This is a genomic window from Sutcliffiella rhizosphaerae (assembly GCF_917563925.1).
GTDB classification, from domain to species: domain Bacteria; phylum Bacillota; class Bacilli; order Bacillales; family Bacillaceae_I; genus Sutcliffiella_A; species Sutcliffiella_A rhizosphaerae.
Map to the genome: position 1 here is coordinate 1 of NZ_CAKJTJ010000030.1, position 23,977 is coordinate 23,977.

At 37.7% G+C, this 23,977-nt stretch carries 28 protein-coding genes; 11 read left to right on the forward strand and 17 right to left on the reverse strand.

Annotation, left to right across the window (positions count from 1 at the left end; all coding sequences use genetic code 11):
* Nucleotides 1–209: 209 nt before the first annotated feature.
* From LRP81_RS18475 to LRP81_RS18490, 4 genes are all read right to left on the reverse strand, one after another.
* Nucleotides 210–464, reverse strand: coding sequence for a hypothetical protein (locus tag LRP81_RS18475; RefSeq protein ID WP_230503886.1), 255 nt, complete (start codon nucleotides 462–464; stop codon nucleotides 210–212).
* 55 nt (nucleotides 465–519) lie between these two features.
* Entirely contained in the window at nucleotides 520–2,265 is a 1,746-nt protein-coding gene (locus LRP81_RS18480; RefSeq protein ID WP_230503887.1) for a methyl-accepting chemotaxis protein, read from the reverse strand.
* Between the two features lie 186 nt (nucleotides 2,266–2,451).
* Nucleotides 2,452–3,198 (reverse strand): type I methionyl aminopeptidase, encoded by a 747-nt coding sequence (gene map / locus LRP81_RS18485; RefSeq protein ID WP_230503888.1) that lies wholly within the window; start codon nucleotides 3,196–3,198, stop codon nucleotides 2,452–2,454.
* A gap of 103 nt (nucleotides 3,199–3,301) precedes the next feature.
* Nucleotides 3,302–3,682, reverse strand: a complete 381-nt coding sequence (locus tag LRP81_RS18490) for an OsmC family protein (protein WP_230503889.1) — start codon at nucleotides 3,680–3,682, stop codon at nucleotides 3,302–3,304.
* 152 nt (nucleotides 3,683–3,834) lie between these two features.
* Here LRP81_RS18490 and LRP81_RS18495 point away from each other — a divergent pair, with 152 nt between their 5' ends.
* Nucleotides 3,835–4,998 (forward strand): MFS transporter, encoded by a 1,164-nt coding sequence (locus LRP81_RS18495; RefSeq protein WP_230503890.1) that lies wholly within the window; start codon nucleotides 3,835–3,837, stop codon nucleotides 4,996–4,998.
* A gap of 42 nt (nucleotides 4,999–5,040) precedes the next feature.
* On the opposite strand, the gene LRP81_RS18500 is transcribed toward LRP81_RS18495, so the two are convergent.
* Nucleotides 5,041–5,223: a hypothetical protein gene (locus tag LRP81_RS18500; RefSeq protein ID WP_230503891.1), complete on the reverse strand. Its 183-nt coding sequence runs from the start codon at nucleotides 5,221–5,223 to the stop codon at nucleotides 5,041–5,043.
* Between the two features lie 499 nt (nucleotides 5,224–5,722).
* Between LRP81_RS18500 and LRP81_RS18505 the strand changes: the two genes are divergently transcribed.
* Nucleotides 5,723–7,615, forward strand: a complete 1,893-nt coding sequence (locus LRP81_RS18505) for a heavy metal translocating P-type ATPase (RefSeq protein ID WP_317987098.1) — start codon at nucleotides 5,723–5,725, stop codon at nucleotides 7,613–7,615.
* Between the two features lie 380 nt (nucleotides 7,616–7,995).
* Here the strand turns inward: LRP81_RS18505 and LRP81_RS18510 are convergent, their stop codons facing one another.
* Genes LRP81_RS18510 through LRP81_RS18520 form a run of 3 tightly spaced genes read right to left on the reverse strand, consistent with a single transcriptional unit; the run spans nucleotide 7,996 to nucleotide 9,718 of the window.
* On the reverse strand, nucleotides 7,996–8,820 hold the full coding sequence (locus LRP81_RS18510; protein ID WP_230503892.1) for a YihY/virulence factor BrkB family protein: 825 nt from the start codon (nucleotides 8,818–8,820) through the stop codon (nucleotides 7,996–7,998).
* A 55-nt stretch (nucleotides 8,821–8,875) separates the two neighbouring features.
* A complete protein-coding gene (locus LRP81_RS18515; protein WP_230503893.1) occupies nucleotides 8,876–9,232 on the reverse strand; it encodes a YtxH domain-containing protein in 357 nt (118 codons plus the stop codon).
* A gap of 12 nt (nucleotides 9,233–9,244) precedes the next feature.
* Entirely contained in the window at nucleotides 9,245–9,718 is a 474-nt protein-coding gene (locus LRP81_RS18520) for a low molecular weight protein-tyrosine-phosphatase (protein ID WP_230503894.1), read from the reverse strand.
* A 218-nt stretch (nucleotides 9,719–9,936) separates the two neighbouring features.
* Here LRP81_RS18520 and LRP81_RS18525 point away from each other — a divergent pair, with 218 nt between their 5' ends.
* The 5 genes from LRP81_RS18525 to LRP81_RS18545 all read left to right on the forward strand — a co-directional run bounded on the left by LRP81_RS18525 (nucleotide 9,937) and on the right by LRP81_RS18545 (nucleotide 12,403).
* On the forward strand, nucleotides 9,937–10,161 hold the full coding sequence (locus LRP81_RS18525) for a DUF1128 domain-containing protein (RefSeq protein WP_230503895.1): 225 nt from the start codon (nucleotides 9,937–9,939) through the stop codon (nucleotides 10,159–10,161).
* A 72-nt stretch (nucleotides 10,162–10,233) separates the two neighbouring features.
* Nucleotides 10,234–10,401, forward strand: coding sequence for a hypothetical protein (locus tag LRP81_RS18530; RefSeq protein ID WP_230503896.1), 168 nt, complete (start codon nucleotides 10,234–10,236; stop codon nucleotides 10,399–10,401).
* Nucleotides 10,402–10,489: 88 nt separating this feature from the next.
* Nucleotides 10,490–11,044 carry a GNAT family N-acetyltransferase gene (locus LRP81_RS18535; RefSeq protein WP_230503898.1) on the forward strand — a complete coding sequence of 185 codons (555 nt, stop codon included), beginning with the start codon at nucleotides 10,490–10,492 and terminating at the stop codon, nucleotides 11,042–11,044.
* 238 nt (nucleotides 11,045–11,282) lie between these two features.
* Nucleotides 11,283–12,149, forward strand: coding sequence for a metal-dependent hydrolase (locus LRP81_RS18540; RefSeq protein WP_230503900.1), 867 nt, complete (start codon nucleotides 11,283–11,285; stop codon nucleotides 12,147–12,149).
* An 86-nt stretch (nucleotides 12,150–12,235) separates the two neighbouring features.
* Nucleotides 12,236–12,403: a hypothetical protein gene (locus tag LRP81_RS18545; protein ID WP_230503902.1), complete on the forward strand. Its 168-nt coding sequence runs from the start codon at nucleotides 12,236–12,238 to the stop codon at nucleotides 12,401–12,403.
* Between the two features lie 170 nt (nucleotides 12,404–12,573).
* Here the strand turns inward: LRP81_RS18545 and LRP81_RS23265 are convergent, their stop codons facing one another.
* The 4 genes from LRP81_RS23265 to LRP81_RS18560 all read right to left on the reverse strand — a co-directional run bounded on the left by LRP81_RS23265 (nucleotide 12,574) and on the right by LRP81_RS18560 (nucleotide 16,204).
* The gene (locus tag LRP81_RS23265) at nucleotides 12,574–12,708 is read right to left on the reverse strand and encodes a hypothetical protein (RefSeq protein ID WP_263458268.1); all 135 of its coding nucleotides are present in this window, start codon (nucleotides 12,706–12,708) and stop codon (nucleotides 12,574–12,576) included.
* A gap of 49 nt (nucleotides 12,709–12,757) precedes the next feature.
* Nucleotides 12,758–13,993 carry a S1C family serine protease gene (locus LRP81_RS18550; RefSeq protein WP_230503903.1) on the reverse strand — a complete coding sequence of 412 codons (1,236 nt, stop codon included), beginning with the start codon at nucleotides 13,991–13,993 and terminating at the stop codon, nucleotides 12,758–12,760.
* A gap of 112 nt (nucleotides 13,994–14,105) precedes the next feature.
* Nucleotides 14,106–15,530, reverse strand: a complete 1,425-nt coding sequence (locus tag LRP81_RS18555; protein WP_230503905.1) for a sensor histidine kinase — start codon at nucleotides 15,528–15,530, stop codon at nucleotides 14,106–14,108.
* On the reverse strand, nucleotides 15,527–16,204 hold the full coding sequence (locus tag LRP81_RS18560; protein WP_230503907.1) for a response regulator transcription factor: 678 nt from the start codon (nucleotides 16,202–16,204) through the stop codon (nucleotides 15,527–15,529). The genes LRP81_RS18555 and LRP81_RS18560 overlap by 4 nt, the downstream gene beginning before the upstream one ends.
* A 438-nt stretch (nucleotides 16,205–16,642) precedes the next feature.
* Here LRP81_RS18560 and LRP81_RS23270 point away from each other — a divergent pair, with 438 nt between their 5' ends.
* Nucleotides 16,643–16,771: a hypothetical protein gene (locus LRP81_RS23270; RefSeq protein WP_263458269.1), complete on the forward strand. Its 129-nt coding sequence runs from the start codon at nucleotides 16,643–16,645 to the stop codon at nucleotides 16,769–16,771.
* A 586-nt stretch (nucleotides 16,772–17,357) separates the two neighbouring features.
* On the opposite strand, the gene LRP81_RS18565 is transcribed toward LRP81_RS23270, so the two are convergent.
* The gene (locus tag LRP81_RS18565; RefSeq protein ID WP_230503909.1) at nucleotides 17,358–17,726 is read right to left on the reverse strand and encodes a DnaJ family domain-containing protein; all 369 of its coding nucleotides are present in this window, start codon (nucleotides 17,724–17,726) and stop codon (nucleotides 17,358–17,360) included.
* A 217-nt stretch (nucleotides 17,727–17,943) separates the two neighbouring features.
* Between LRP81_RS18565 and LRP81_RS18570 the strand changes: the two genes are divergently transcribed.
* Nucleotides 17,944–19,239, forward strand: coding sequence for an NCS2 family permease (locus LRP81_RS18570; protein WP_230503911.1), 1,296 nt, complete (start codon nucleotides 17,944–17,946; stop codon nucleotides 19,237–19,239).
* Between the two features lie 165 nt (nucleotides 19,240–19,404).
* On the opposite strand, the gene LRP81_RS18575 is transcribed toward LRP81_RS18570, so the two are convergent.
* From LRP81_RS18575 to LRP81_RS18585, 3 genes are all read right to left on the reverse strand, one after another.
* Nucleotides 19,405–19,851: an NUDIX domain-containing protein gene (locus LRP81_RS18575; RefSeq protein WP_230503913.1), complete on the reverse strand. Its 447-nt coding sequence runs from the start codon at nucleotides 19,849–19,851 to the stop codon at nucleotides 19,405–19,407.
* A 189-nt stretch (nucleotides 19,852–20,040) separates the two neighbouring features.
* Nucleotides 20,041–20,358: a hypothetical protein gene (locus LRP81_RS18580; protein ID WP_230503915.1), complete on the reverse strand. Its 318-nt coding sequence runs from the start codon at nucleotides 20,356–20,358 to the stop codon at nucleotides 20,041–20,043.
* A 216-nt stretch (nucleotides 20,359–20,574) separates the two neighbouring features.
* Entirely contained in the window at nucleotides 20,575–21,132 is a 558-nt protein-coding gene (locus LRP81_RS18585; RefSeq protein ID WP_230503917.1) for a hypothetical protein, read from the reverse strand.
* Between the two features lie 208 nt (nucleotides 21,133–21,340).
* Here LRP81_RS18585 and mreBH point away from each other — a divergent pair, with 208 nt between their 5' ends.
* Nucleotides 21,341–22,348 carry a rod-share determining protein MreBH gene (gene mreBH / locus LRP81_RS18590; protein WP_230503947.1) on the forward strand — a complete coding sequence of 336 codons (1,008 nt, stop codon included), beginning with the start codon at nucleotides 21,341–21,343 and terminating at the stop codon, nucleotides 22,346–22,348.
* Between the two features lie 156 nt (nucleotides 22,349–22,504).
* Nucleotides 22,505–22,672 carry a hypothetical protein gene (locus LRP81_RS18595; RefSeq protein WP_230503919.1) on the forward strand — a complete coding sequence of 56 codons (168 nt, stop codon included), beginning with the start codon at nucleotides 22,505–22,507 and terminating at the stop codon, nucleotides 22,670–22,672.
* Nucleotides 22,673–22,815: 143 nt separating this feature from the next.
* Here the strand turns inward: LRP81_RS18595 and LRP81_RS18600 are convergent, their stop codons facing one another.
* Nucleotides 22,816–23,922 carry a nitric oxide synthase oxygenase gene (locus LRP81_RS18600; protein WP_230503920.1) on the reverse strand — a complete coding sequence of 369 codons (1,107 nt, stop codon included), beginning with the start codon at nucleotides 23,920–23,922 and terminating at the stop codon, nucleotides 22,816–22,818.
* Nucleotides 23,923–23,977: the final 55 nt, after the last annotated feature.

Genomic DNA, 23,977 nt, shown 5'->3' on the forward strand with positions numbered 1-23,977 from the left:
AGGCTCGCGGGTCACCCGCGGAAAGCGAAGTCTTGCACGGAAATCAATAGCGGTATTTATTGTCGGCCATTATATTGTTCGTCTTTTTGTTTGTGTTCTTTAGTTTTGTCCCAGCCTCTTTCTTTTTGGTTGGTTCATATTGTAGCACTTTAATTTACTTAAAATGGTATTACTGCTTCTAGTTCACCTTTTTAAATTCTTAGGGCTTATTACTGCCCCATTTCTACCATTTCTGATTTTAAGGCATTTATCGACCTTTGTTGTGCCCACTTTTCTTCCATTTCTAATTTTCGGGCACTTATTGAGCTTTGCTGTGCCCGCTTTTCTTCTATTTCTGATTTTCGGGCACTTATCGAGCTTTGCTGTGCCCGCTTTTCTTCCATTTCTAATTTTCGGGCACTTATTGAGCTTTGCTGTGCCCGCTTTTCTTCTATTTCTGATTTTCGGGCACTTATTGAGCTCATGAAAGCTCTATAACTTGTATTGTCACATTGGTCGACTAGTTACTTTGTTCTCCAACTACGCTCTAAACTTCGTCGTCATTGACTGAAGCTCTTGGGCTAGTTCATTTAGTTCCTTGGATGCGTCAGAGAGTTGTTTCATGGAATCTAGTTGTTTGTAAGTACTTGCTTCAATTTCATTGGTGAAATTGGAATTGTTATGAGCGATGGCTGTTAAGTCTTTTACGGCAGCTGTCACCTCTTCAGTTCCTGCAGAAATTTCTTGAGATGCTGCGGAAACACCTTCAATTTTATTAGAAATTTGATCGGTCACCTGTTTAATACTGAAGAATAGTTCTCCTGTTGTTTGGGCGACTTCGGTTCCTTTTGCGGCTTCTACTGTTCCAATTTCCATGGATGACACAGCATTGTTTGTTTCTTGTTGAATTTCTTCAATGATTTTGGAAATTTTGTCAGTTGATTTACTTGATTCTTCTGCAAGCTTTCTGACTTCCTGGGCAACAACGGCAAAGCCTTTGCCATTTTCTCCTGCTCGAGCTGCTTCAATGGCTGCATTAAGTGCTAGTAAATTGGTTTGATTTGAAATTCCCGTAATAACTTCAAGAATACTCGTAATTTCATCAGAGCGTTCTTTAAGTGTTTTGATAATTTCACTTGATTTCTGAACGGTGTCATTGATGATTCCCATTTGATTTACCACACCACTAATGGAATCTAATCCTTCAAGCGCATATTCTTCCATACGACGTGCTACTACTGTTACATCTTGGGAAGATAGAGAAATAGAATTAATTTCAGAAGCAATCTGTTCGATAGCACCCGCCGATTCCGTTACAGATAGTTCTTGTGTTTGAATTCCTGTTGTCATTTGCTTAATGCTTTCATTAATTTTTTCGGAATGATCCTTTGATTGTTCCGTTACATTTGTTACTAACTCTGAAGATTGTAAAACAGTATCAGACGTAGCTTTGATTTTGATAATCATGGATTTCAGTTCAAATGCCATTTCATTAAAAGCTTCATTGATCTTACCTAGTTCATCTTCTCGGGTCGGTAATTCTATATCAAGATTTCCGTTCCGCATTTCATTAATTCCGTCAGATAATTGCTTCAATGGTTTAAAAGTTCTGCGCGTTAAATATATTTGTATCAATACAATGATTAAAATAGCCGGAAGTAAAATTAACAAGGAACTAAATAAGAATTTTTCGGTTCCGTTTTTAACCATACTCGCGTCTACATCTACTCCAAAAAAGGCAAATACATTTCCTGCTGAATCTTTAATCGGATATACGACCGAAATCCATGTTCCGAATTGATCATGATAGATATCAGAAACCGCCATTTCCTTCGTTTCGTTCATCTTTTTGATCGCTTCGGCACTTGCTGGAGGATGTTCATATATATCTCCAATATTCATATCAAATTCTTTTAAAAATTCCACAATATGTGTAGGGTTTGCAATTATAGCTGATTTGTCCCCATCCTCTAACTCTGATGTGAACAGATATCCTTGAGCAACATTTGGATTAGTATCAGATATTTCATCAAACAATGAGGTCAACTCTGTTTGGGCAACATCTTCAAAACTACTTTCTCCCATTGCTTGTACCACTAATGCTGGATCTATCTCTTCACTCCAACGTTGCGTGATATCTGTTGCCTGTTTTTCCATTTCTGTTGTCAAGACACCACTTTGAATAGATAGGCTGGAAGATATTAATACAACCCCTAATAACAAGATTAATAGTGTTGTTGTAAGTATTGACTTTGTTATTAACGAAAGTCCTTTCAATATTTTCATAATCAGATTTCCTCTCTCTCTTCTACGACAACATACCTTTGATAGACTATTACAAATCATTGTTGTAAAAAGTCTCCAACTAATAGTATCGGAAGAAATAAGAGAATATGTAGAATATATTTTTTGTTTTGCTAACAAAAAACATAAAAAAACCGATCATCTTTTTAGAATGACCGGGCTTTCTACTTATTGTTCTGTCAATATTAACGGACCGTCTTTTGTTATCGCAATGGTATGCTCGTACTGGGCAGACAGTTTTCCGTCCACCGTTCTAGCGGTCCAGCCATTGGCATCCATTTTAGAATGCCAGGAACCTTGATTGATCATAGGTTCAATCGTGATTACCATTCCTTCTCGTAATCTAACGCCTCTTCCGGGGATTCCAAAATGCAGGATTTGCGGCTCCTCATGGATGGTTCTGCCGATTCCATGACCAGTAAAGTCCCTAACAACCGAGTATCCTTCTCCTTCCGCGTACGTTTGAATAGCATGGCCAATATCCCCTAGTCTGTTACCAGGTACCGCCTGTTCTATCCCTTTGTACATCGATTCTTTCGTTATTTTCATTAGGTTTTGTGTGGATTCACTCACTTCTCCCACCGCATACGTCCACGCTGAGTCTGCAAGTGCCCCTTTTAAATTTACGACAAAATCAATCGTCACCAAATCCCCCTCATTTAACGGTTCCTTACGGGGATACCCATGACAGATTTCATCATTGATGGATGCACAAGTAGCGTATTGGTAGCCGCGATACCCATCTTGTTCTGGTGTAGCTCCATTCTTTTTCAAAAATTTCTCCACATACGTATTGATTTCCATCGTTGTTATGCCAGGCTTGATGAGCTTTGCAAGGTCTCGGTGACAGGCAGCCAAGATTTTACCTGCTTCAGCCATCATTTGAATTTCTCTTTCGGATTTTAATATAATCATTTCGTAACCAGCATCCTTCTATAAATTTTGTTGCAGTATGATAACTTATGCATGATTTAGCGGACAGTGAACAATTAGAAAAGCCATCCTGTTGCTGGATGACTTATACTAACTCAAACGTTTCCACTATTTCGATGCTATCTTTTACAGATTGGGCCATTGGACAATTCTTGCTTGCAAGTTCAATTGAAGAGGCAATTTTGCTTTCCACTAAATCATTCCCCTTTATCGTATAATGAATATGTATTTTTTCTATTCGGTTTGCTTCTTTTTCATTCCTCGTTACATCTGCTTTTATTGCAATATCCTCAACTTCCAATCGCTTTTTCTTCAGGATTGTTCTAAGGACACCTCCACTACAAACGACAATGGACGAGACCATCAACTGAAATGGGCGAAATCCGAACTGTTCATCTCCTGCTACATGCAGTTCCCCATACTCAAGGCTCGTTGTAAATCCAACATCTTTCATTTTAAATTTCATTTGTCTGTCCACTCCTTTACTACATTTTACAATAGCAGAAATAATAATGATGATGCTAGTTATATGACTGCTACATATTATCCATTCCAATCGTTAAATGAATTATGTAAAATAAAGATTGGTTAAAAACTTACAGATAGAGGTTGCATCTTATGAATCGTTTCCGCTTTTGGATACTCGTTTCCATCGTTGCAGTATCCGGCTTCAGCCAAGGTATGCTGCTTCCATTAATCGCAGTTATTTTTGAAAATAGTGGTGTGTCCTCCACTTTAAATGGGCTTAATGCTACTGCATTATATATCGGAATATTACTGGCATCTCCCTTTATGGAGCAGCCATTACGCAAGTATGGATACCGCCCTGTCATCATTGTGGGTGGATTACTTGTGGTCATTTCCCTTGCAATGTTTCCATTATGGCAAAGTTTTTGGTTCTGGTTCCTGTTGAGATTGCTCATTGGAATTGGTGATCATGCCTTGCATTTTGCCACCCAAACATGGATTACTTCGTTTTCTCCCGAAAATGTACGCGGTCGTAACATTTCGTTATATGGAGTCTTTTTTGGTATCGGATTTGCTGCTGGACCGTTAATGACACCTTTAGTAACGATAAATGAAGCTTTCCCATTCATGCTATCTTCCGGATTATGTTTAATTGGTTGGTTGTTCTTGTTTTTCTTAAAAAATGAACGACCGGAGCAAGAAGTTGGAGTCAACTCCTTCTTGGAAACGATTAAGCGATTCAAAAAAGCGTGGAAATATGGATGGATTGCCTTTTTGCCTCCATTAGGCTATGGATTTTTGGAAGCATCTTTAAATGGTAGCTTTCCCATTTATGCATTGCGCACAGGCATTGATGTTAGAGTTGTTTCCATTCTCCTCGCTTCCTTTGCGATCGGTGGCATTGTGTTCCAAATTCCGCTTGGAATGATGAGTGATAAATTCGGGCGACGTAACATTTTGCTTGTGATTTTGTCCTTAGGATGTTTTAGCTTTATAACAGCAAGCTTTTTAGAACATACCGTCATTGGTCTTGCCATCTGTATCTTTGTGGCAGGCATGCTAGTTGGCTCCACCTTTTCATTAGGAATAAGCTACATGACAGATCTGATGCCAAAAAACCTACTACCTACTGGAAATTTGATGTGCGGTATCGCATTTAGTGTGGGGAGCTTAGGAGGACCTTTCTTCGGAGGAATGTTTATCCAGTTCTTTAGTGGCGTGAGCTTCTTCCACATTATTAGCCTTTTGCTATTTATTATATTTCTGCTGACCTTCTCTTATGGACAACGTGGAATTCTTACTGTAAAGGGGTAAGTTCGGGGGGAGTACTTCCCCTTTTTTCCCTCTATCTTACCGCTACAAATGCTCTTCTCTCTGCATAGCTTTTACAAAGCGAGCAACAATATAGCTTCTTCCCTTTTTCTTGATACGTGTAAAAGTCCTTGATTTTCTTCTTGCAAAAATAGCATTTCTTTTTAAACCACATAAAGATTGATTCCTTCCCCTTTTTAAACACATACTATTGTTTAATTTTACCATAATATCGCAGTTCCTATTTTAAAAAATTCCATCTAATCCGAACGCTTCATCCCTAATAAAATAAAATTATTATAAGCTATTAATCTAGCTACTGATTGTCGTCTAAGTTTTAATGATTACAAAAACAGGGAAAGATAAAAACTAGGCAAGTTCAGCTGGGATATTACCTTTTTTACCTACATAGTTTACTAGAACGATTATTTATCTCGCTATAGGGTCAACCTCACACAGTAAACTTTCCCTAGGGCCACTCTTTCTCATTCCTTAACACTAAAATGCATTTTCCCTCATAAATATAGACCTAAAGAAAAAAAGCTAGCAATTCTCAATTAGATAATCTATAATAAGGATTAAATAATAATTAATATAATTAAATGAAAATTACTCTCATTATCAATGAAATGAATAGGTTTCGCTGCTATCAAAGGTTGGTGGCAGCTTTCGTCGTTTATTTGGGGTATTGATGTTGATTATTTTTCTCAATTAGGAGGTATAAATTATGAATGAAGCAGTAACCAAAGCTAAAAATGATAATTTTTTCACTACACATATCGAATTGATTTTTGCCATTACTTCTGGGATTTTAATTTTGGCTGGATGGCTGCTACTGAAAATGGATGTTAACACCGTAGCTATACCTGTTTTTATCCTTGCTTATCTAATCGGCGGCTATTTTAAAGCTAAAGAAGGTATCGAGGACACGATTGAGGAAAAAGAATTAAATGTGGAAATGTTAATGATTATTGCTGCTATTGGTGCGGCCATAATCGGATATTGGATGGAAGGCGCAATTCTTATCTTTATTTTTGCATTAAGCGGCGCTTTGGAAACATATACAATGAATCGAAGTCACAAAGAAATATCTGCTCTTATGGATATTCAGCCTGAGGAAGCTTTACGAATCACAGATGATAGCGAAGAAAAAGTCCATATTTCGGCTCTTGCCATTGGAGATCATGTGCTAGTAAAGCCGGGAGAGCGAATCCCAACTGATGGAATGATTGTTAGTGGAGAGTCCGCAATCGATGAAGCTGCAATCACCGGTGAATCCATCCCACTTGAGAAGCAAAACGGGGATGAAGTTTTTGCAGGTACTATGAATGTTAATGGTACTGTCGTTGTTGAAGTTACCAAGCTTTCTACTGAAACACTTTTTCAAAAAATCATTAATCTTGTCCAAAATGCACAAAGTGAAAAGTCCCCTTCCCAACAGTTTTTAGAAAGGTTTGAAGGTCCTTACGTCAAAATTGTGCTCGGTGTTGTATTAGTAATGATGTTCCTGCCATACTTCTTACTTGGCTGGAGCTGGAATGAAACATTTTATCGTGCCATGATTTTACTTGTAGTAGCCTCACCTTGTGCCCTTGTTGCCTCCATTATGCCAGCAACCTTGTCGGCTATTTCAAATGGTGCGAGAAAAGGGATACTTTTTAAAGGTGGAGTACATTTAGAAAACTTAAGTCACATACAAGCTATTGCTTTTGATAAAACTGGTACTTTGACTAAGGGGAAACCGGAAGTAACGGATGTTGAGGTCCGAGACGGCATGACAAAAGAAGAATTTCTTTATATTGTAGGATCCATTGAAAGCTACTCCAATCATCCCCTTGCACAAGCAATTACAAATTATGCTAAAAAGAATAGCACACATGCATTGAAGCGCCCCGATCAACTGGATGATAGAGCAGGTTGGGGCGTAAGAGGAAAACTTGATGACCAAGAATATTATGTGGGAAAGGCTGACTTTGTTGGAGTAGATATTGCCCATAAATTTGGAGATGGCATAGCTGAACGCCTGACTAAAACGGGTAAAACCGTCGTGTACGTAAAAGACGAAGCTGGCATTGTTGGAATATTAGCGTTAAAGGATGTTATTCGGAAAGAAACGGTTCAAGCCATTCAACAGCTACAAAATCTAGATGTTCAATCGATCATGATTACAGGAGATAGTGAACGGACCGCGGAAGCCATTGCTACGGAAGCCGCTATTAATAAATATGTAGCCGAATGTTTACCAGAAACAAAAGTGGAGACAGTCAAGAATTTGAAAGAGGAATATCGTGTAGTTGGAATGGTTGGAGATGGGATTAATGATGCACCAGCACTAGCCACTGCAAATGTCGGTATAGCCATGGGAGAAGGAACAGACGTTGCTCTGGAAACAGCCGATGTCGTACTAATGAAAAATGACTTAGAAAAGATCGCGGAAGCTATTAAGCTTTCTAAGCGAATGAATCGGATTATCAAGCAAAACATCATTTTTTCTATTACCGTTATTATGTTCCTCATTTGCTCTAATTTCCTTCAGATAATAGACCTACCATTTGGAGTTATTGGTCATGAAGGAAGCACCATTTTAGTCATTCTAAATGGTTTACGATTACTACGTTAAAGCAGCAGGCTATATGCCTACTGCTTTTTTTGTGAAAAGAGCCCAGTGCGCTTTTCTTAGTGATAGCCGTTTTGGCCATTCGCACTGCTTGATGTTTTGTTTTTAGGCTTATGCTTAGAGTTTTGTTTTGTACCGCCATCTTTTTTCGTATGCTTTGTCATGAAAGTTCCCTCCTGCTTGGGGTTAGAGTGTCTTTCACAAAATAGCATACCCTTTGTGGCTGTGAGGATTGCAAGGTAAATGGTGGAACGCTCGGGAACTTATTCGTAAATATCTAAATAGACACTTTAAATACCTAAATATCCTCATAAAATATTCAAATACCCATAAAAATCCCCGAACAACTTTGTAAATCAGGGGAATTACACACTTTTTCTAGCTTAAGAGTACCTTCTTTTGTTCCATTGCAATATTATGGCATTGATTTCGCCGCCAGTAATGATCATTAGTGCGGAAAGATAGAACCACACTAATAATACGATGATTCCTCCGAGACTTCCGTACATTGCTGTGTAATTGCCAAAGTTGCTGACATAGTAAGAAAAAAGTAAAGAGGCAGACATCCATCCCACTGTGGCAAAGAAAGCGCCAGGGAGTATGTCACGGACTTTCAAGTGGATGTTAGGAGCTACAATATAAAGGCAGCTAAAAACGAAAAATAAGATAATAAAGCTTACTCCCCAGCGAATAGTATTCCAAATGGTTAGGAATTCTTCTGATAATCCATAGGAGGAAAAAATGAACAAGCCTATTTCCCGTCCAAAGACCGGAAGCAATAAGGCAACAATTATGACAAATACCATGGCTAATGTCAGTAATATTGCCGTTCCCCTTACTATGAAAAAGTGCCTGTTTTCGTTGACGTCAAAGGCACGGTTAAAAGCACGAACAATCGCATTAATGCCGTTGGAGGCAAACCAAATGGTTGCGATGATTCCGAATGACAACAAATCACCCCGTTGCTCACTCAAGATTCTCGCAACATTTGATTCGATTAGCTTCATGGATTCCCCTGGTGCATATTGCCTGATTACGCCAAGTACATCATCTTGAGTAATTGGGACATAGGCAATTAAAGTAAGTAGAAAAATTAAAAATGGAAAAAGCGATAATAAGAAAAAATACGCCAACTCTGCTGACATCCCTAATGCTTCATTACGGTCGAGCCGTTGAAACAGCTGTTTTACAAAACGTAATATTTTCATTCACTTTCCTCCAAAACATCCATTTACTCTTCATTCTATTGTGAGCAAGTCCAACTTACGACAGATTTTTGTTTTTTTGCTCAGTAGAATCCAAGTGTTTTGCAATTACATCTTTTGTTTCATTTACAATTTCCAATACTTGAGGTGTCGCTTCTTTTAACTGCTCGACTTTTCCTCGTAAATAATCAATATCTTTAGATACATCATCTACTGTCGTTTTTACAATATTGATTCGATGTTTTACTTCATTGGCAATTTCTTGTGGATGCTGCACGGCATACTTTATTTTTCCACCAACACACTTGCCATTATGTATGACTGTTTCTCTTGTAGTCTTGTCTAGTAATGATATTGCTGCACCTACAAGTGCTCCTATTAACATGCCATCAATCAGTTTATTTCTGTTCCCCATATCTTTTCTCTCCTATCCGTTTAATTTTTCTTTTTTTATTAATTCCAATAAGTTTTGGCAGCCTTCTTGGACCATTTCATAAACCTCATCAAAATTTCCGGTAAAATAAGGATCTGGCACATCGCTTATTTTGCTGTCCGGAACAAAATCCAATAATCTTCCTATAAAGCCGGTTTCTTTGTACCCTGCCATTTTCCTTATATTCCCTAAGTTATCTGCATCCATAGCAATAATGTAATCATAATCTGTAATATCTCGATCCTCTACTTGGCGAGCTTTTATTCCTTCATAGCTAATTTTCTTTTGGTCCAATAAATGCCTTGTGCCTTCATGTGGAACATGTCCGATATGCCAATCACCAGTTCCAGCTGAATCAACTTTGATTGTATCGGTTAATCCTTGCTTTTCAACCTCATGGCGAAAAACAGCTTCTGCCATCGGAGACCTGCAAATGTTTCCAAGGCAGACGAATAAGACATGTATCATTTGGCATTTCTCCTTTCTATTTCTATTAGTCCTATTATAAACATATTTCGAGCTTTCCACGACTATTGTTACCATTTATATCTTACCTATTAGAAAAAACTCCACTTCCTTTAGCTGTTGTGAACCATAAACTTTATGAGAGCATCAATCAAGATTCTGTTTTTTTCGAATTCGTGTTAAAATAGGACAAACCAAGTATTGAAAGGGCGTCTACTAATATGAACTTAACAGAAAAATCCACTGAGAATGTGGAATATATGATTGAAGCCATTAAAGGTAAATTAAAAGTATTAAATTTTGGCGCAATCAAACCTTCCCATTTTGACGAAGAAATGTACGAGGATTTAAAAGATATTTATGATCTAGTTATGAAAAAACCAACCTTCAGTCCCAATGAAATGCAGGCAATTGCTGAAGAACTAGGTAATTTGCGTAAAAGATAACACACCTTAACGGACATGCTCTGGTATGAATCATTCTCTCTGTGCATATAAGTGTACAGAGGGGGGATTAACATGATGTTTTTATATCTAGCCACCATCGGATTTGCAATATTACTTTTTTTATTAATGGGTGTCTTTCTTTATAATGTTTCTTGTGGACTTAATCAAAAGGATGCAATTGAGATTGATCCTCTGCCTCCAGAATCGACAGAAGAAGAAAGTAACGTCATAAAATCATAAAAACAGTCTTAACTACAGGTTCAATCGAGTATAAAATCGCAAAGATTTTATACTCGATTTTTTGTGGTTTATATTGAAGGGGATAAAAATGAAAGTACATCCAAAAGCATTTCATGTACGGGAATTAAATTATATAATAAGGTCCGCAAAAAAGCAGGATGCACAAAGCCTGTCAGAATTGCGATTACAGATAGACGGTGAAACAGAAAATATGGACAGGGAAAGAGGAGAATCATACATAGATGCAGCAGGATTTAAACATTTAATCAATGAAGATACTATAAGTCCTAAAAACCTATTTTTAGTTTGTGAAACAGACAGTAAAATTGTTGGTTTTTCCAGATGCGAAGGCAACCCATTGAAGAGGTCATCTCATAAAGTAGAGTTTGGTGTTTGCGTATTAAAAGATTTCTGGGGCTATAGCATAGGAAAAAACCTGCTAAAAGAGTCAATTCTATGGTCTGACACAAACGATATTAAGAAAATGACACTTTCAGTACTTGAATCCAATAAAAATGCTATAACCCTTTATAAAAATAATGGATTTGAAATAGAAGGCTTATTAAAAAAGGATAAGCTGCTATCAGATGGAAAATTTTACAACACTATCATAATGGGTCGCATTAAGGATCAAGAATTTTGATACAATTATTAGACAACTGAGCTTTCAGACTGTAGACAACCTTGAGGCAATTCAAGGTTGTCTACAGTTCATTTTTGTACCTACATTCAACAAAGTATATTAAATGTGAAGATTATTGGTACGAAGAATGGAAATATAGTAATTTTTTTCATCAGTCTAAACTGTCTACTTTTTATTTTTTCATTCGTTCAGGTAAAATAAAAAATAGATAAATTAGAGATGTGGAGGCTAGAAACCGATGGATACCATTACTCACACCCTTTTTGGGATGACTATATATGGTGCAGTTGATAAACGAAAAGACGATAAAAAAACAAAATGGGCAATGTTTGTCACAGCTGTAGGAGCAAGTCAAATTCCAGATAGTGATGTCATTTCACAGCTTTGGGACTCAGAGGGGCTTTACCAAATGTGGCATAGAGGCATTACCCACTCATTGTTCATGGTTCCTGTTTGGGCACTACTTTTCTTTTTAGTCAGTATTTTGGTTTTAAAGAGGAAAGATTGGCGTTTTTTTTGGGTACCAATCATTGCAGTTTTCATACATAATACCTCTGACTTGTTTAATGCTTGGGGAACTGGATATTTGGAACCTTTTTCTTCGATTCGCCTCACTTTTGGTACGATTCCAATTATAGATTTTGTTATTTGGGTAATTATTGGGGTTGCCTTTTTCGCGCGGAAACTTTGGAAAAAAGAAAGACACTTATTATATCGAACAGTTTGGATTTTCATTATTGCACATGTTGCGATTCAGACTAGCCAGGGGTACTTTTTATACAAACAGTACGATGAAAAATACAACCAAGTTGCTTTATCTGCAAGCTTTCTTCCTTGGCACTTTTCGATAATAGGGAAAACAGAAGATAAAATAGAAATTATTAATGACTCCCTTTTTACTAATCCAAAACTACAATATACATTAGAATCAGCTGAAAGTACTGACCTCAACGAGCTGTTTGAACAAGTACCAGAAGCGAAGACACTTTATGATTGGTCTCCATTTGTTGTGATTGTTGATGACGATGAGCGACTTGGCATTTATGATCCAAGATTTTATCGAAACGGTCAGTCGTTCCTTTTCGAATTTATTGAAAAACAGTAGTTAGATAATTATTTTTCTGTTAAGAGGTATATTTTTTTATAGTATTGGGAATAGTAATAGAAATACTAAAAACGAGGTGCTATAGAATGCTAGTTTCGAAGAGATACTTTTTAACAGAGATGGAACGTGAAAGTGTGGAACAGACATTAAAAGAAAAAGGTCACCTTCGTGAAGAAGTATTAATCATGGATGACGATGAAATTATTCATATTTATCAAAAATATATGGTGAATGAATTAATAGCAAATAATTAGAAATGCAGAAGGCTCCCCCTACCTTCTTTTCTATTAAAAAGCCGTGACTTACGTCCGGTTTTTTTATATTCCTTTTATCATTTCCCGAGAAATTTTGACATGAAAGACGAAAAAGCGACCCTATGTACATTATGGGTCGCCGTTTATATAAATGGGAGAGTTATAAAATATTACTGTGGACTTAGTCCTTTTATTAAATCAAGCCTTGGTTTCACTACTTCTACTTTAATCCCTTTTGCTTTATACTTTTCTACGATTTTTCGGACACTCATTCCTTTTTTTTCTTTTATGTCTGTTTTTTGCATGTTTACTCGCCTCTATTCCTTAGATTTTGGGACTGCCTCACATACATTTTTAAAACATTTGTTTAACGAGAGTCATTTCTACTTCATTCATTTCCCCATTGCGATAGTAAGTAACTTTCATTTTATCTCCAATATTCTTTTGATTATAGAGGTACTTTCGTAAGCTTAAAGAATCTTTTATTTCCTGATCATCAAGCTTAACGATGACATCATACTCTTGAAGTTTGGCTTTATCTGCTGGAGACATAGCCTCAACACCTGTTACGACAATTCCGCTAGTCACTTCTTCTGGGAGCTTAAGTGTTGCTCTTTGTGCCTCAAGAGGAACATCGGATAATGATGCTAAACCCACTCCCATAAAGGGGCGTTGAACTTCTTTGTGTTGCTCTAAATCCTCAATGATGGGTATAACCGAGGTAATTGGTATTGCAAAACCAATTCCTTCTACTCTTGATTGAGCTATCTTCATGGAATTTATGCCAATTACCTCCCCGCGAAGATTGACAAGTGCGCCACCACTGTTACCTGGATTAATAGCTGCATCCGTTTGAATGACGTCTGCCTCCCAGTCTGGTTGACCATCTTGATTTATGTCAACGGGAATAACCCGTTCTTTTCCACTAATAATTCCTTGTGTTACGGAACCGAAAAATTCCAGTCCAAGAGGATTTCCGATGGCTATTACTGGTTCTCCTAATGTTATCGCATCAGAATCTCCGAAAATGGCAACTTGATTAATGTTGGCATCATTTACAGTCAATACTGCTAAATCGGTCAATGCATCACTTCCGATTACTTCCGCTTCCACCCTCGTGCCATCCACAAGGCTTACTTCCACTTTCGTTGCGCCATCAATAACATGAGCATTTGTGACGATGTAGGCTTTGCCATTTTCTTTTTTATAAACAACTCCGGAACCAGTTCCAGCTTCCTGGTCACCTTGTGCACCACGCGGGTCAAATAAAGAGTTGCTACCACTCCTTATATTTACTACCCCAACTACAGCTTCAGAAACGTTTTCTACAGCACTTGTTATGTTTGTTTGAATTTTTTCATATTCTACTTGATTTGTTTGGACTGCAGTGTTGGTTTCCACACTCACTTCCTGTTGTGGAGATGTCTCTTCATTGTTGATATATAAACCCCAATCCAAAAGGACTGGCAGCATGGAAACAACACCAAGAGCCCCTATTACTCCACCTGTTACAGATGCAAAAATCGTTCTTCCTAGTGTTCTTTCTTTTCTTTGTCTTTTTTGAGATGCGTGATCATCATAATACCCCATATTCCTTCACCTCATCATGAGTTCTTGTTAATCTACTTTTATTAAACCCTACTACGATGAAAGTAAGCTTAAAGTAAAATGAGAAAATGATTAGAAAATGTTAAAGTAAAGATTAAAGTGATTTATCTTCTTCAAATACCCCTTTAAGGATTACTGTAATCTGTGTCCATTCACCCTCTAGGCTGTCAGCAGTAATTTCACCACTATAGTTTTGGACCATTCTTTTCGCGATGGAAAGACCTAAACCTTGACCGCCCTTCTCCCTGCTCCGGGCTTTATCTACTCGATAAAAACGATCAAATATCTTTTCCAAGTCCTCAAATGGGATTCCGATCCCATAATCTTTTATTGAAATATGGAAATTTTCATTTACTCTTTTTGTATGGATATCTACTGATTTTGAATCGTTGGAATATTTCACTGCATTATCAAGAAGGATAATCAGTATTTGTTCTAAGTGTCTTTCAGCCATTGACACTTGAAAATTACCTTGTATTTCATTTTCAAAATGCAGGGTAAAATTCGGATATAGCATGCTGAATTTTTTGATTACCTCTTCCACGATTGGAATAGGCTCTGTAAGATCCTCTGCAATCTCCAGCCTATCCGATTCCAAGCGGGTCAACTCGAGCAATTCGTAAACAAGCATTTTTAATCTTTCTACTTCTTGTTGGGAAGCTCTCAGTGATTCTTCCAATACTTCTGGATCATTTTTCCCCCAACGATCTAAAAGCTTCAAATGCCCTTCTAAAATAGAAATCGGTGTCCGGAGTTCATGTGATGCATCTTCTACAAACTGTTTCTGTTTTTGGAAGGACAATTCCACCGCATCCATCATTTCATTAAATACATTTGAAAGATCTGCTATCTCGTCTTTTTGATTCTTATCCTGATGCACCCTTTCCTTGAATCCGCGCATCTTTATTCGTTTCATCGTATAGGTAAGGGCAGATATCGGAGCAAGAAGCTGTTTGGCTATCAGCATTCCACCTACTCCACTTAACAGGACAGCACCAGCGCCTGCAGACCATGTGACTAAGAAAATAAGTCCTTGAAGCCTTTCGAAATTTTTTAAATCTCTAATTACTTCTATGTACCCAATAAAACCATTAGTCATGACAGGTTTTCGATGAACTAAGTAATGTTTTCCATTTACTTTGACATGCTCAAGGTCTTTACTTTCAACTGGCGTAATCATGAGCTCTCTTGGTAAATTAGTCGCGACTGCAACAAGTAAATTTCCTTCCCTGTCCATTATCCTGATGAGCTCATTTGCTTCATTTGCTTTTTCTAAAAAACCGCTACTGTTAATAACCTGTGAGCGACCGATAAAAAATGGTTGCTCAGAATAGTACGCCTGAATTTCTCTCATTTTCTCTTGAATATTACGTTCTTCTTGTTCAAGCATCCATGTTCTCATGACGTAATATTGAACAGAATTATATGCTACAAATAAGATAAGAATAACTAGCGATGACCAGATCGTAATTTTCCATCTTATTGGAAGTTGCGAGAAATATTTATACACTTTCTTCATGTTCTCATCACATAACCAGTCCCACGTACAGTTTGTATGTAACTTTCTTCTTCTTGTTTATCCATTTTGTTTCGTAAGTATCGGACATATACATCCACCACATTAGTTTCTGCGTAGGAACCAAGTTCCCAAACTTTATCCAGCAGGATTTCGCGGGTTAGCACTCGATTAATGTTTGTCATGAATACCACAAGCAAATCAAATTCTCTTTTCGTCAATTCAATTTGTTCACCATCACGCATAACTGTTCTAGCATCTAGATCAACTATTACGTCCCTGAACTTCAACGTATTTTGCAAGACCTCTTTCTTACCTTCCATTCGTCTGAAAAGAGCACGGATTCTTGCAAGAAGCTCCTCAATTGCAAATGGTTTAGACATATAGTCGTCTGCCCCGCTATCAAGTCCTGAAACCTTATCCATTACACTATCACGCGCAGTGAGCATAATAATCGGTGTTTCCTTCACAGATCGAATTCTCCGACATACCTCCATCCCACTCAGACCCGGTAGCATAAGATCAAGTAAAATGACATCCCAATCCTCTTTGAGTGCAAGTTCAAGTCCTTCTCTTCCATCATAGGAAGTGGTAACGCGGAAACCTTCGTATTGTAATTCCAACTCAATAAATCGAGCAAGGTTTTTTTCATCTTCAATAATTAGCACTCTACACATATTGTATACACCCCCACTGTAAAAAGTGGCCATTATCTTAGTTTTACACATATCAGTTTATTTTAAGCCTTACTATAATTTTAACGAAAAAATGAAGTGGACGGGATGAGAATTTGATGAGAATTGAAAGTGTAATGTGTTTGTAACAGCGGTGTAAAAAATAGGAAGTGGATTGAAAAGAGGATTGTTTGACAACTACATTAAAACTGATGGAATAAAAACTGCTAATTTGGTCCGTCCAATCACTCAGTTTACGTCATCCTGTTTCCTTCTATTTGTGTAAAAATAGTTGTTTTCAATATAACCAGAAACATATAATAATAAAACAATAAACGTGTACGAGACGTTAACTGTTTACGGAGTTTTATGGTTTTGAGAACTGGTGAGTTAGAGAATGATCAGAAGGTAGGTAGACAAAATGCTTGAACAAATAGCTAAGTGGCTGTTATTTACTTTACTTATTGTCTCATCAATCAGTTTATAGTTGTTTTTCAATTAGATTATGTAGCAGAGACATTAACTGCCCTGGCAGTACCATTAGTTATAGTAGTTGGCCTTTCTTCTTAGCTATTTTTCTCCTTTTAAGAAAATAAAATGGTTACAGGGCGCTTAGTAGCGTCCCTTTCCTTTTTTATGTTTTGATTAGGAACAATCTTTGTGAGAGAACTTCGGTTGGCATGGTTATTTTTCGGACAGATCGGTATAGCATTCGGATGATCCCACAGAAAATTGGGGCAAATCGGCATTGGTTTCGGGCGATTCCACTAAATTCAAACAAATCGGAAACCCATTCGGACAAACTCATTTATTATTCGGACAAAATTAGCATCGGTTTCGGACAATTTCTTTAATATTTAGGGCAAATCGTAATCGGATTCAGACGATTCCACTAAAATTCGTACAAATCGGCATGGAATTCTGACAATCCCACAAATACTTCGGACAAATCGCAATCGAATCGAGTAATGACGGTTTTATTATTCCGTATCCCCTTCAAATCTGGCCTCTTCTTCTACTTCGTTTTGGTGTCATTTCAAATAATCACGACACAAGCCAACCTCGCACTAACTCACTTTCAAAAATTCGGTCAGGGCGAAGCGCTAACGTTTTGTTCAGCTCCCAATAATGCCTATGCGGATATTATGCTAGCTCTTTATTCAAATCGTTTCATCATCTTGTTTTGATAATCTTTTAGGACAGCTGAGTTTGTTTCTTTCTTTTTCTTTTGGATGATTTGTTGCAGTCGTAATTGTTTTTCATTAAGCCTTTGCGTTAACCTTGCTTCTTCTATATCACTATGTGCACCTTTTATAAGGTCCTCAAGATATTCAATTTCAGTTCGGACTTGCTGCTCTTCCATCATACCGGAATTTTTCATCATCTTGTATGCCATACGCATTTCAGGTGGAATATGAGAGAGGTCTTCGAGTTCTAACGGTTTTCCAAAGCCAGGTAGATTCTCAAATTCCCCATCTTCATACGCTTTTCTAATTCTCTCTTCCGTAAGACGAAAAAAATCCATAGCGTTCACCCTTTTCAATTTTTGTTACTTTTATTGTACCCTTTTTTTCTAAATTGTTTGTGACTTTTTTCTGAACATTCGATAAAAATAGTAAAGGATTGGGTAAACGTTCCCATTCAGAATATGTTATTGTCGAAAGTGCGTTCTAGCGTTATAATACTAGTTTGTGGGTCCTGTGCGACCGGGTGGGAGAGGGAAACTGAATAAGGTGTTTTAAATGCTTCAATGGATAAAGAATTCATTTGATTTAACTGGTCATGAAACCACGTTTAAGCGTGAAATGATGGCTGGTTTAGTATCATTCTTTACCATTGTGTACATTATTGCTGTTAATGCTTCTATACTTGCTGAAGCAGGCATTCCGATTGAAGCTGGAATCATTGCGACAATCCTCACCTGTGTAGTGGGTTGTTGGCTCATGGGATTTTGGGCAAATGCACCAATTATCCTTGTCCCTGGTATGGGTATCAATGCAATGTTTACCTATACACTTGTTCATTCAATGGGATTGACCTGGCAAGAAGCATTGGGTGTTGTAGTAGTATCCGGAGTGATTGTGACTGTTATTTCTTTCACAAAACTAGCACAGATACTGCTTGAAGCTATTCCAAGCTCTTTAAAGCATGCCATTACAGTTGGACTAGGGTTATTTCTAACTCTTATTGGGTTGGAAAAAGGTGGCCTTATTGTTAAAGGGGAAAACTCCCTTCTAGCATTAGGGGATGTATCCAGTCCATTTGTAATTGCCACCATTCTGACTGTGGTGTTGGCTGTCGTTTTATTTATGCGTAACATACCAGCAAATTTCTTTATAAGTATCGTTGCTGGTACATTAATTGCAGCTGCTTTAGGAGTGGTGAGCTTCTCCGATATTGGAGGTAGTGCTCTACCTGTGGATAGCTATCTTTCCTTATTCGGTGCCGTTTCGTTTTCAAAGATTGGAGAGTTCACGTTTTTAGTGGCAGTCTTTTCTTTGACGATGGTCCTCTTATTTGAGAACATCGGACTTATAAACGGTCACCTCGGAATGATTAACCGCCCAGAAAAGTTTAAGCGTTCCCTCCAAGCTCAAGGCATTTCCATTTTAACTAGTGGATTTTTCGGCACCAGCCCTACAGTATCTACAGTAGAAACAGCTGCTGGTATCACTGCTGGAGGAAGAACCGGTATAACCGCAATAACGACAGGAAGCCTCTTTTTGCTTTCCACCTTTGCCATTCCCTTTATTAAAATAATTCCTGGAAGTGCGATTGCACCCATTTTGATCATTATTGGTGTACTCATGCTACAATCAGTTAAACAAATTGACTTCCAAGACTTATCAGAAGGGTTCCCAGCGTTTTTAGTAATAGTTATGATTCCATTCTCTTACTCCATCGCTGACGGTATCGCATTTGGATTTATCGCATATCCGCTAATGAAACTTGCGCTTGGCAGAGCAAAAGAAGTATCTGCACCACTTTATGTGATTGCAGCACTGTTTTTCCTGACGTTTTTAACAAATGTGCATTAATGAGTAGAGTAGTTGTTGATATAGATATTTGAAAAAACGCCATTTGGGTGCTATGCCCAGGTGGTGTTTTTTTGCTTTTATCGGTGCTTTTACGTCTCCTATATCCTTAACCCATCTGGAAAATGAACAAAATACCCCCCAGCACTGCTGGAGGGATCACATCTTCTACCTTATAAATGCTTCTCTTCTGTCAGAAAAGGCATCCACCAACCAACGCGGGTGCATCGGAAGTAAATCATGTGGTAATCTGTTTGGTGCAAAATAGGATAATTCAATTAAGGAAGGATCCTTTTTATCAGTGGTGCCTCCGGTTATTTCTGCTTCAAAGTATGATGTAACAAACTGGACGAGCCTGCCGTCTGGGTATTCAAAGGTTTGCGATTCAGGGTCTGAATAAACACCGATTAATCGGTGGAGATTAATGATTAGGCCTGTATCTTGATAGACTTCACGAATTGCTGCTTCTTCCACAGTTTCTCCAGGCTCCAAGTGCCCAGCCGGAATGGTCCATAATCCAACATCAGCCCGCTTTTGTAAAAGGATTCTTTTTTGATCATCAAAAATAATTACTGCTACTGCAGGATACATGAAAACCTGTTTCTTCTTATTCATCATAGGAATACTCCTAACACTACTTTTTTCACTAGTCTAACTTGGGCAGTCATCATTTTTCAATGAAAAGAAGAAGCATCGATTAAAAATAGGACTTTCCTCCAAAGGAAATATTCCATAATGTTCATAATCATGGTTAGATGTTATCATTCTTTAAATGTACCCCCAAAAAGAAAAAACCAGCGGTAGCTATATCCGCTGATTCAAACCATTCATCGTTCTAATTTCATCCTTTGTTGGATTTGTTCCAAGTTCATAAATGGAGGTGAAAATTTTATCGATAATTAGTTGTTGTTTATTCCGTTCCTTCTGTGTACTTTTTTCTCTTAAAGGTTCTAGGTAGGGATCAGGACCATATTCTGAATGATGAAGTTCCTCGAACAATCTCTCTATTTCATGGATTTCTTCTTTATCAGCCAATACCTCGTAATATTTTACCTGATCATCAAAAGGTTCTAGATGAACTTGTCCTGTTTCCATTGTTACATAATACGTTTGTTTATTCATTGAACATCATCCTTTCCGTTAGGAAGTGCTTTGCGCTTTAGATGAGGTGTTCTTTCTTTCTTTGTAGTATCTAAATCCTTCTTTCACAAGGATTGGCAATACTGCGATAAATACTCTTCTGAATAGTTTTCCCATTACTAACGCCTCCTCGTATTCTATATGTTTTTTGTACCCTCGTTTTAATTCTCTCAAACAAGGCCAACCTTCACTGGTATTTTAATACGTTTTTATTGAAAAACGGATTATACCTTCATCGTTTACTTCATACGGGATGTTAGATGAGTCTAACCCTTTTGTTAAAATATTTTTTTCCTTTTGAGCATAATCTTCATCTCTTGTCTTGAAATCTTCTATATTCTTTTCATTAAGATTTATTAAATGATGAGTGTACTGATAGAAAAACAAATATTGTTGGGAAACAATGTTTGTCACTGATTCCTTATGTTCTGTCCAATTTTTCGGAGCGTTCAGTTCATTTAACTCGGTCATTAAAGCTCTAAACATCTCTAGTTCTATTTCACCATAATTTGGCAACGTATTCTGATTAAATCCATCTATAATTTCATCGGTTTTTGCTTTGCTTTGATTCATTATTCTTTCAGCAGAATGAATATAGTCTGCTACCTCTTGTTGCTTTTTTACTTCATAACCATCCTGAAAACTTATGAAAGTAATAAACCCGATAATCAATGTAACACCTATCAAGGTCAAGGTAACAACAAAAGAGTAGGGACTGTCTTGTGTGTTATCTGTATCTTTATCTAGTTTCCCCATTATTTCCTCTTCCTTTTTCTTTTCCTAAAATGTAGCATAATTTGTAAATTAAATCTATCAATCTTATAGACTGTTATTTTTTACATTATTCATCACCTCCAAATTACCAAAATATTCATCTGCTTTTACCCCCACAAAGTGACAATCTTCTTAGAAGTAATATAAGAGACTTGAACTAACTATAATTTTACGATTGGGTGAATTAACTATGTTTTCTACTACAGAAATTGGAATTGATTTAGGTACAGCAAATACGCTGGTTTATAGTAAAAGTAAAGGGATTGTGTTCAATGAACCGTCCGTAGTAGCTATTGATCTTGAGACAAAAGCAGTTCTAGCAGTTGGAACAGAGGCAAAAAATATGATTGGGAAAACTCCTGGAAGAATTGTTGCGGTTCGTCCTCTTAAGGATGGGGTAATCGCAGACTTCGACGTCACTACAAGTATGTTAAAGCAAATTATGAAAAAAGCTGGAAAGGCGATGGGCTTCTCCATCCGTAAACCAAGTGTGGTCGTATGTACACCATCAGGCTCCACTTCTGTTGAGCGCCGAGCTATACAAGATGCAGTAAAAAATTGTGGTGCAAAGCAAGTACACTTAATTGAAGAGCCTGTTGCTGCCGCAATTGGTGCTGATTTGCCGGTTGATGAACCTGTAGCGAACGTTGTTGTTGATATTGGCGGAGGGACAACAGAGGTAGCTATCATTTCCTATGGTGGCGTTGTTTCTTGCAACTCTATCCGTGTAGGTGGAGATCAGTTCGATGAGGACATTATCCAACATGTTCGTAAAAACTATAATCTGTTAATTGGAGAGCGTACAGCTGAACAAATCAAAATGGAGATCGGCTATGCATTGGTAGATCATGAAGAAAAAACGATGGATATTCGTGGACGTGATCTTGTTACAGGATTACCAAAAACGATTGGGCTCCACTCAACAGAAATTCAAAAAGCCATCAAAGAATCACTGTTGCATATACTAGAAGCAATTCGAGCAACTTTGGAAGACTGCCCTCCTGAACTAAGTGGAGACATTGTGGACAGAGGTGTCATCATCACTGGAGGCGGTGCATTATTAAACGGTATGCAGGAATGGCTAAGCGAAGAAATCGTTGTTCCAGTATATGTTGCCCCAAATCCACTGGAGTCCGTGGCTATTGGAACAGGTAAATCGTTAACGGTAATTCATAAGTTGCAGAAAGCTGCGACTTAATAAAGAGCTTCAGCTTCGGCAAGTTCCTTCAGTCAGCGTTAATTTATTCTTTTTTAGTCTGGCAAACGCAATTCTTTTTTAGGATGCCGACAATTTGGTGTTGATTACCTGACTTTTAAGGAAGTGCAAGTGCTTTAGGGCATGTATTAAGGATGGATGGCTTGGTTTATCAAACGAAACTATGTCGATATCAACGGATTTGGGGGATTTATCGACGAAAGTATCCCATGTATCGACGGTGTTTCATTTTTATCGACGAAAACAGGGGAGATATCGACGAATCTAAAAAATCGATATGAACCTACTTTCCCATCCAGAAGTTAGACAAACAAAAAAGCCGGTTTCCTTTTGTAGGATTCCGGCTCTTCTATTTGTAGTTTTTCCACATACTGGGGTAATAGAAGTTTCTTATTGTGTGCCAGCTATATCGAAATCCAATAAACTCCATCTTTCCACCCGTTAAAAACTCAATATAACTTTTCCTGATAAAAGTAATTTGGCAATACTATTTTATCTTCATAGGTTTGATGGAAGATATGGGTGGTTGCTGGAGATATAGGTGGAATCAGCCATGCCCATTCGCCTGTAACGTGGCGACAGCTAGCCGCTTCTTTTTCCTCGAAGTGTTTGAACTGCATGGCAGCGGTGTGATGATCGACAATGCTAACTCCTGCCTCTTTGAAGGAATGCATTACTGCCAAGTTTAATTCAATCAAAGCTCTATCCTTCCACATGGTGGCATTAGTGCTTGTATCAAGTCCCATTATGGAGGCGACTTTTGGAAGCATGTTGTAACGGTTCGGGTCTGCTAAATTACGAGCTCCAATTTCCGTTTCCATATACCAGCCATTGAACGGTGCTGCAGTGTAATGGATACCTCCTATTTCCAGCCTCATATCAGAAATTAACGGTGTTGCATACCATTTCAAGCCTACATCATTAAACTCGAGTAATTCTGGATGATGAATCGGCACCTCTAACACTATCTCCTTTGGTATAGAAAACCATTTGGGCTCTTCTTCTCCTGTTTGCAATACAAGAGGGAGAATATCAAATTGTGTTCCATTCCCTTTCCAACCAAGCTCTTGACACTTTTTTGTGAACAAAATGGATGCCGGATCACCTAAAATACCGTAATTTGTTTCATAACCAGCGTATCTCAAAAGTTGATGGTTCCAGATACGAACTTGTTTATTTGGCTTTTTTTGCTGGCGAAAGATCGTAATAGTTGGTTTTATTTTTCCTTTATTGGTCGCATATTCAATATGATGTAAAAGTGATCCTGCTATTTCTTCTTCTGTTTGTAACTTCCTTTTGTCAATCACATGCAGCGAGTTCCAAAACAGTCTACCGATGCAGCGATTGCTATTGCGCCAAGCCATTTTAGCTCCATGCTCTAACTCCTCATACGTATGCTCATAGAAGCCATTTATATCTATTTCATTTCTTATAGTGTTAAGTCTTTCAGCTGCAGCTTCCGCTGGTTTTCCTAGCTCTGCATAGCATTGCTGAATAAACTCCTCTGCCTTATACTTAACTATTTCTTTTGATTCAAACAAAATTTCCCACCTCATAAAAATAAGAAACCTTTTCATTATTTATTAGCTCTTCTACTTTATCATTGTGCTT

Coding starts and splice junctions, on each gene's coding strand:
- LRP81_RS18530 (WP_230503896.1), top strand. CDS start 10,234: ATGATGTTTTTATATCTAGCCACCATCGGATTTGCAATATTACTTTTT.
- LRP81_RS18535 (WP_230503898.1), top strand. CDS start 10,490: ATGAAAGTACATCCAAAAGCATTTCATGTACGGGAATTAAATTATATA.
- LRP81_RS18570 (WP_230503911.1), top strand. CDS start 17,944: ATGCTTCAATGGATAAAGAATTCATTTGATTTAACTGGTCATGAAACC.
- LRP81_RS18520 (WP_230503894.1), bottom strand. CDS start 9,718: ATGATACATGTCTTATTCGTCTGCCTTGGAAACATTTGCAGGTCTCCG.
- LRP81_RS18555 (WP_230503905.1), bottom strand. CDS start 15,530: ATGAAGAAAGTGTATAAATATTTCTCGCAACTTCCAATAAGATGGAAA.
- LRP81_RS18510 (WP_230503892.1), bottom strand. CDS start 8,820: ATGAAAATATTACGTTTTGTAAAACAGCTGTTTCAACGGCTCGACCGT.
- LRP81_RS18595 (WP_230503919.1), top strand. CDS start 22,505: ATGGCTTGGTTTATCAAACGAAACTATGTCGATATCAACGGATTTGGG.
- LRP81_RS18500 (WP_230503891.1), bottom strand. CDS start 5,223: ATGGTAAAATTAAACAATAGTATGTGTTTAAAAAGGGGAAGGAATCAA.
- LRP81_RS18545 (WP_230503902.1), top strand. CDS start 12,236: ATGCTAGTTTCGAAGAGATACTTTTTAACAGAGATGGAACGTGAAAGT.
- LRP81_RS18540 (WP_230503900.1), top strand. CDS start 11,283: ATGGATACCATTACTCACACCCTTTTTGGGATGACTATATATGGTGCA.
- LRP81_RS18480 (WP_230503887.1), bottom strand. CDS start 2,265: ATGAAAATATTGAAAGGACTTTCGTTAATAACAAAGTCAATACTTACA.
- LRP81_RS18580 (WP_230503915.1), bottom strand. CDS start 20,358: ATGAATAAACAAACGTATTATGTAACAATGGAAACAGGACAAGTTCAT.
- LRP81_RS23265 (WP_263458268.1), bottom strand. CDS start 12,708: ATGCAAAAAACAGACATAAAAGAAAAAAAAGGAATGAGTGTCCGAAAA.
- mreBH (WP_230503947.1), top strand. CDS start 21,341: ATGTTTTCTACTACAGAAATTGGAATTGATTTAGGTACAGCAAATACG.
- LRP81_RS18490 (WP_230503889.1), bottom strand. CDS start 3,682: ATGAAATTTAAAATGAAAGATGTTGGATTTACAACGAGCCTTGAGTAT.
- LRP81_RS18495 (WP_230503890.1), top strand. CDS start 3,835: ATGAATCGTTTCCGCTTTTGGATACTCGTTTCCATCGTTGCAGTATCC.
- map (WP_230503888.1), bottom strand. CDS start 3,198: ATGATTATATTAAAATCCGAAAGAGAAATTCAAATGATGGCTGAAGCA.
- LRP81_RS18575 (WP_230503913.1), bottom strand. CDS start 19,851: ATGAATAAGAAGAAACAGGTTTTCATGTATCCTGCAGTAGCAGTAATT.
- LRP81_RS18560 (WP_230503907.1), bottom strand. CDS start 16,204: ATGTGTAGAGTGCTAATTATTGAAGATGAAAAAAACCTTGCTCGATTT.
- LRP81_RS18550 (WP_230503903.1), bottom strand. CDS start 13,993: ATGGGGTATTATGATGATCACGCATCTCAAAAAAGACAAAGAAAAGAA.
- LRP81_RS18475 (WP_230503886.1), bottom strand. CDS start 464: ATGAGCTCAATAAGTGCCCGAAAATCAGAAATAGAAGAAAAGCGGGCA.
- LRP81_RS18600 (WP_230503920.1), bottom strand. CDS start 23,922: ATGAGGTGGGAAATTTTGTTTGAATCAAAAGAAATAGTTAAGTATAAG.
- LRP81_RS18515 (WP_230503893.1), bottom strand. CDS start 9,232: ATGGGGAACAGAAATAAACTGATTGATGGCATGTTAATAGGAGCACTT.
- LRP81_RS18565 (WP_230503909.1), bottom strand. CDS start 17,726: ATGGATTTTTTTCGTCTTACGGAAGAGAGAATTAGAAAAGCGTATGAA.
- LRP81_RS18525 (WP_230503895.1), top strand. CDS start 9,937: ATGAACTTAACAGAAAAATCCACTGAGAATGTGGAATATATGATTGAA.
- LRP81_RS18505 (WP_317987098.1), top strand. CDS start 5,723: ATGAATGAAGCAGTAACCAAAGCTAAAAATGATAATTTTTTCACTACA.
- LRP81_RS18585 (WP_230503917.1), bottom strand. CDS start 21,132: ATGGGGAAACTAGATAAAGATACAGATAACACACAAGACAGTCCCTAC.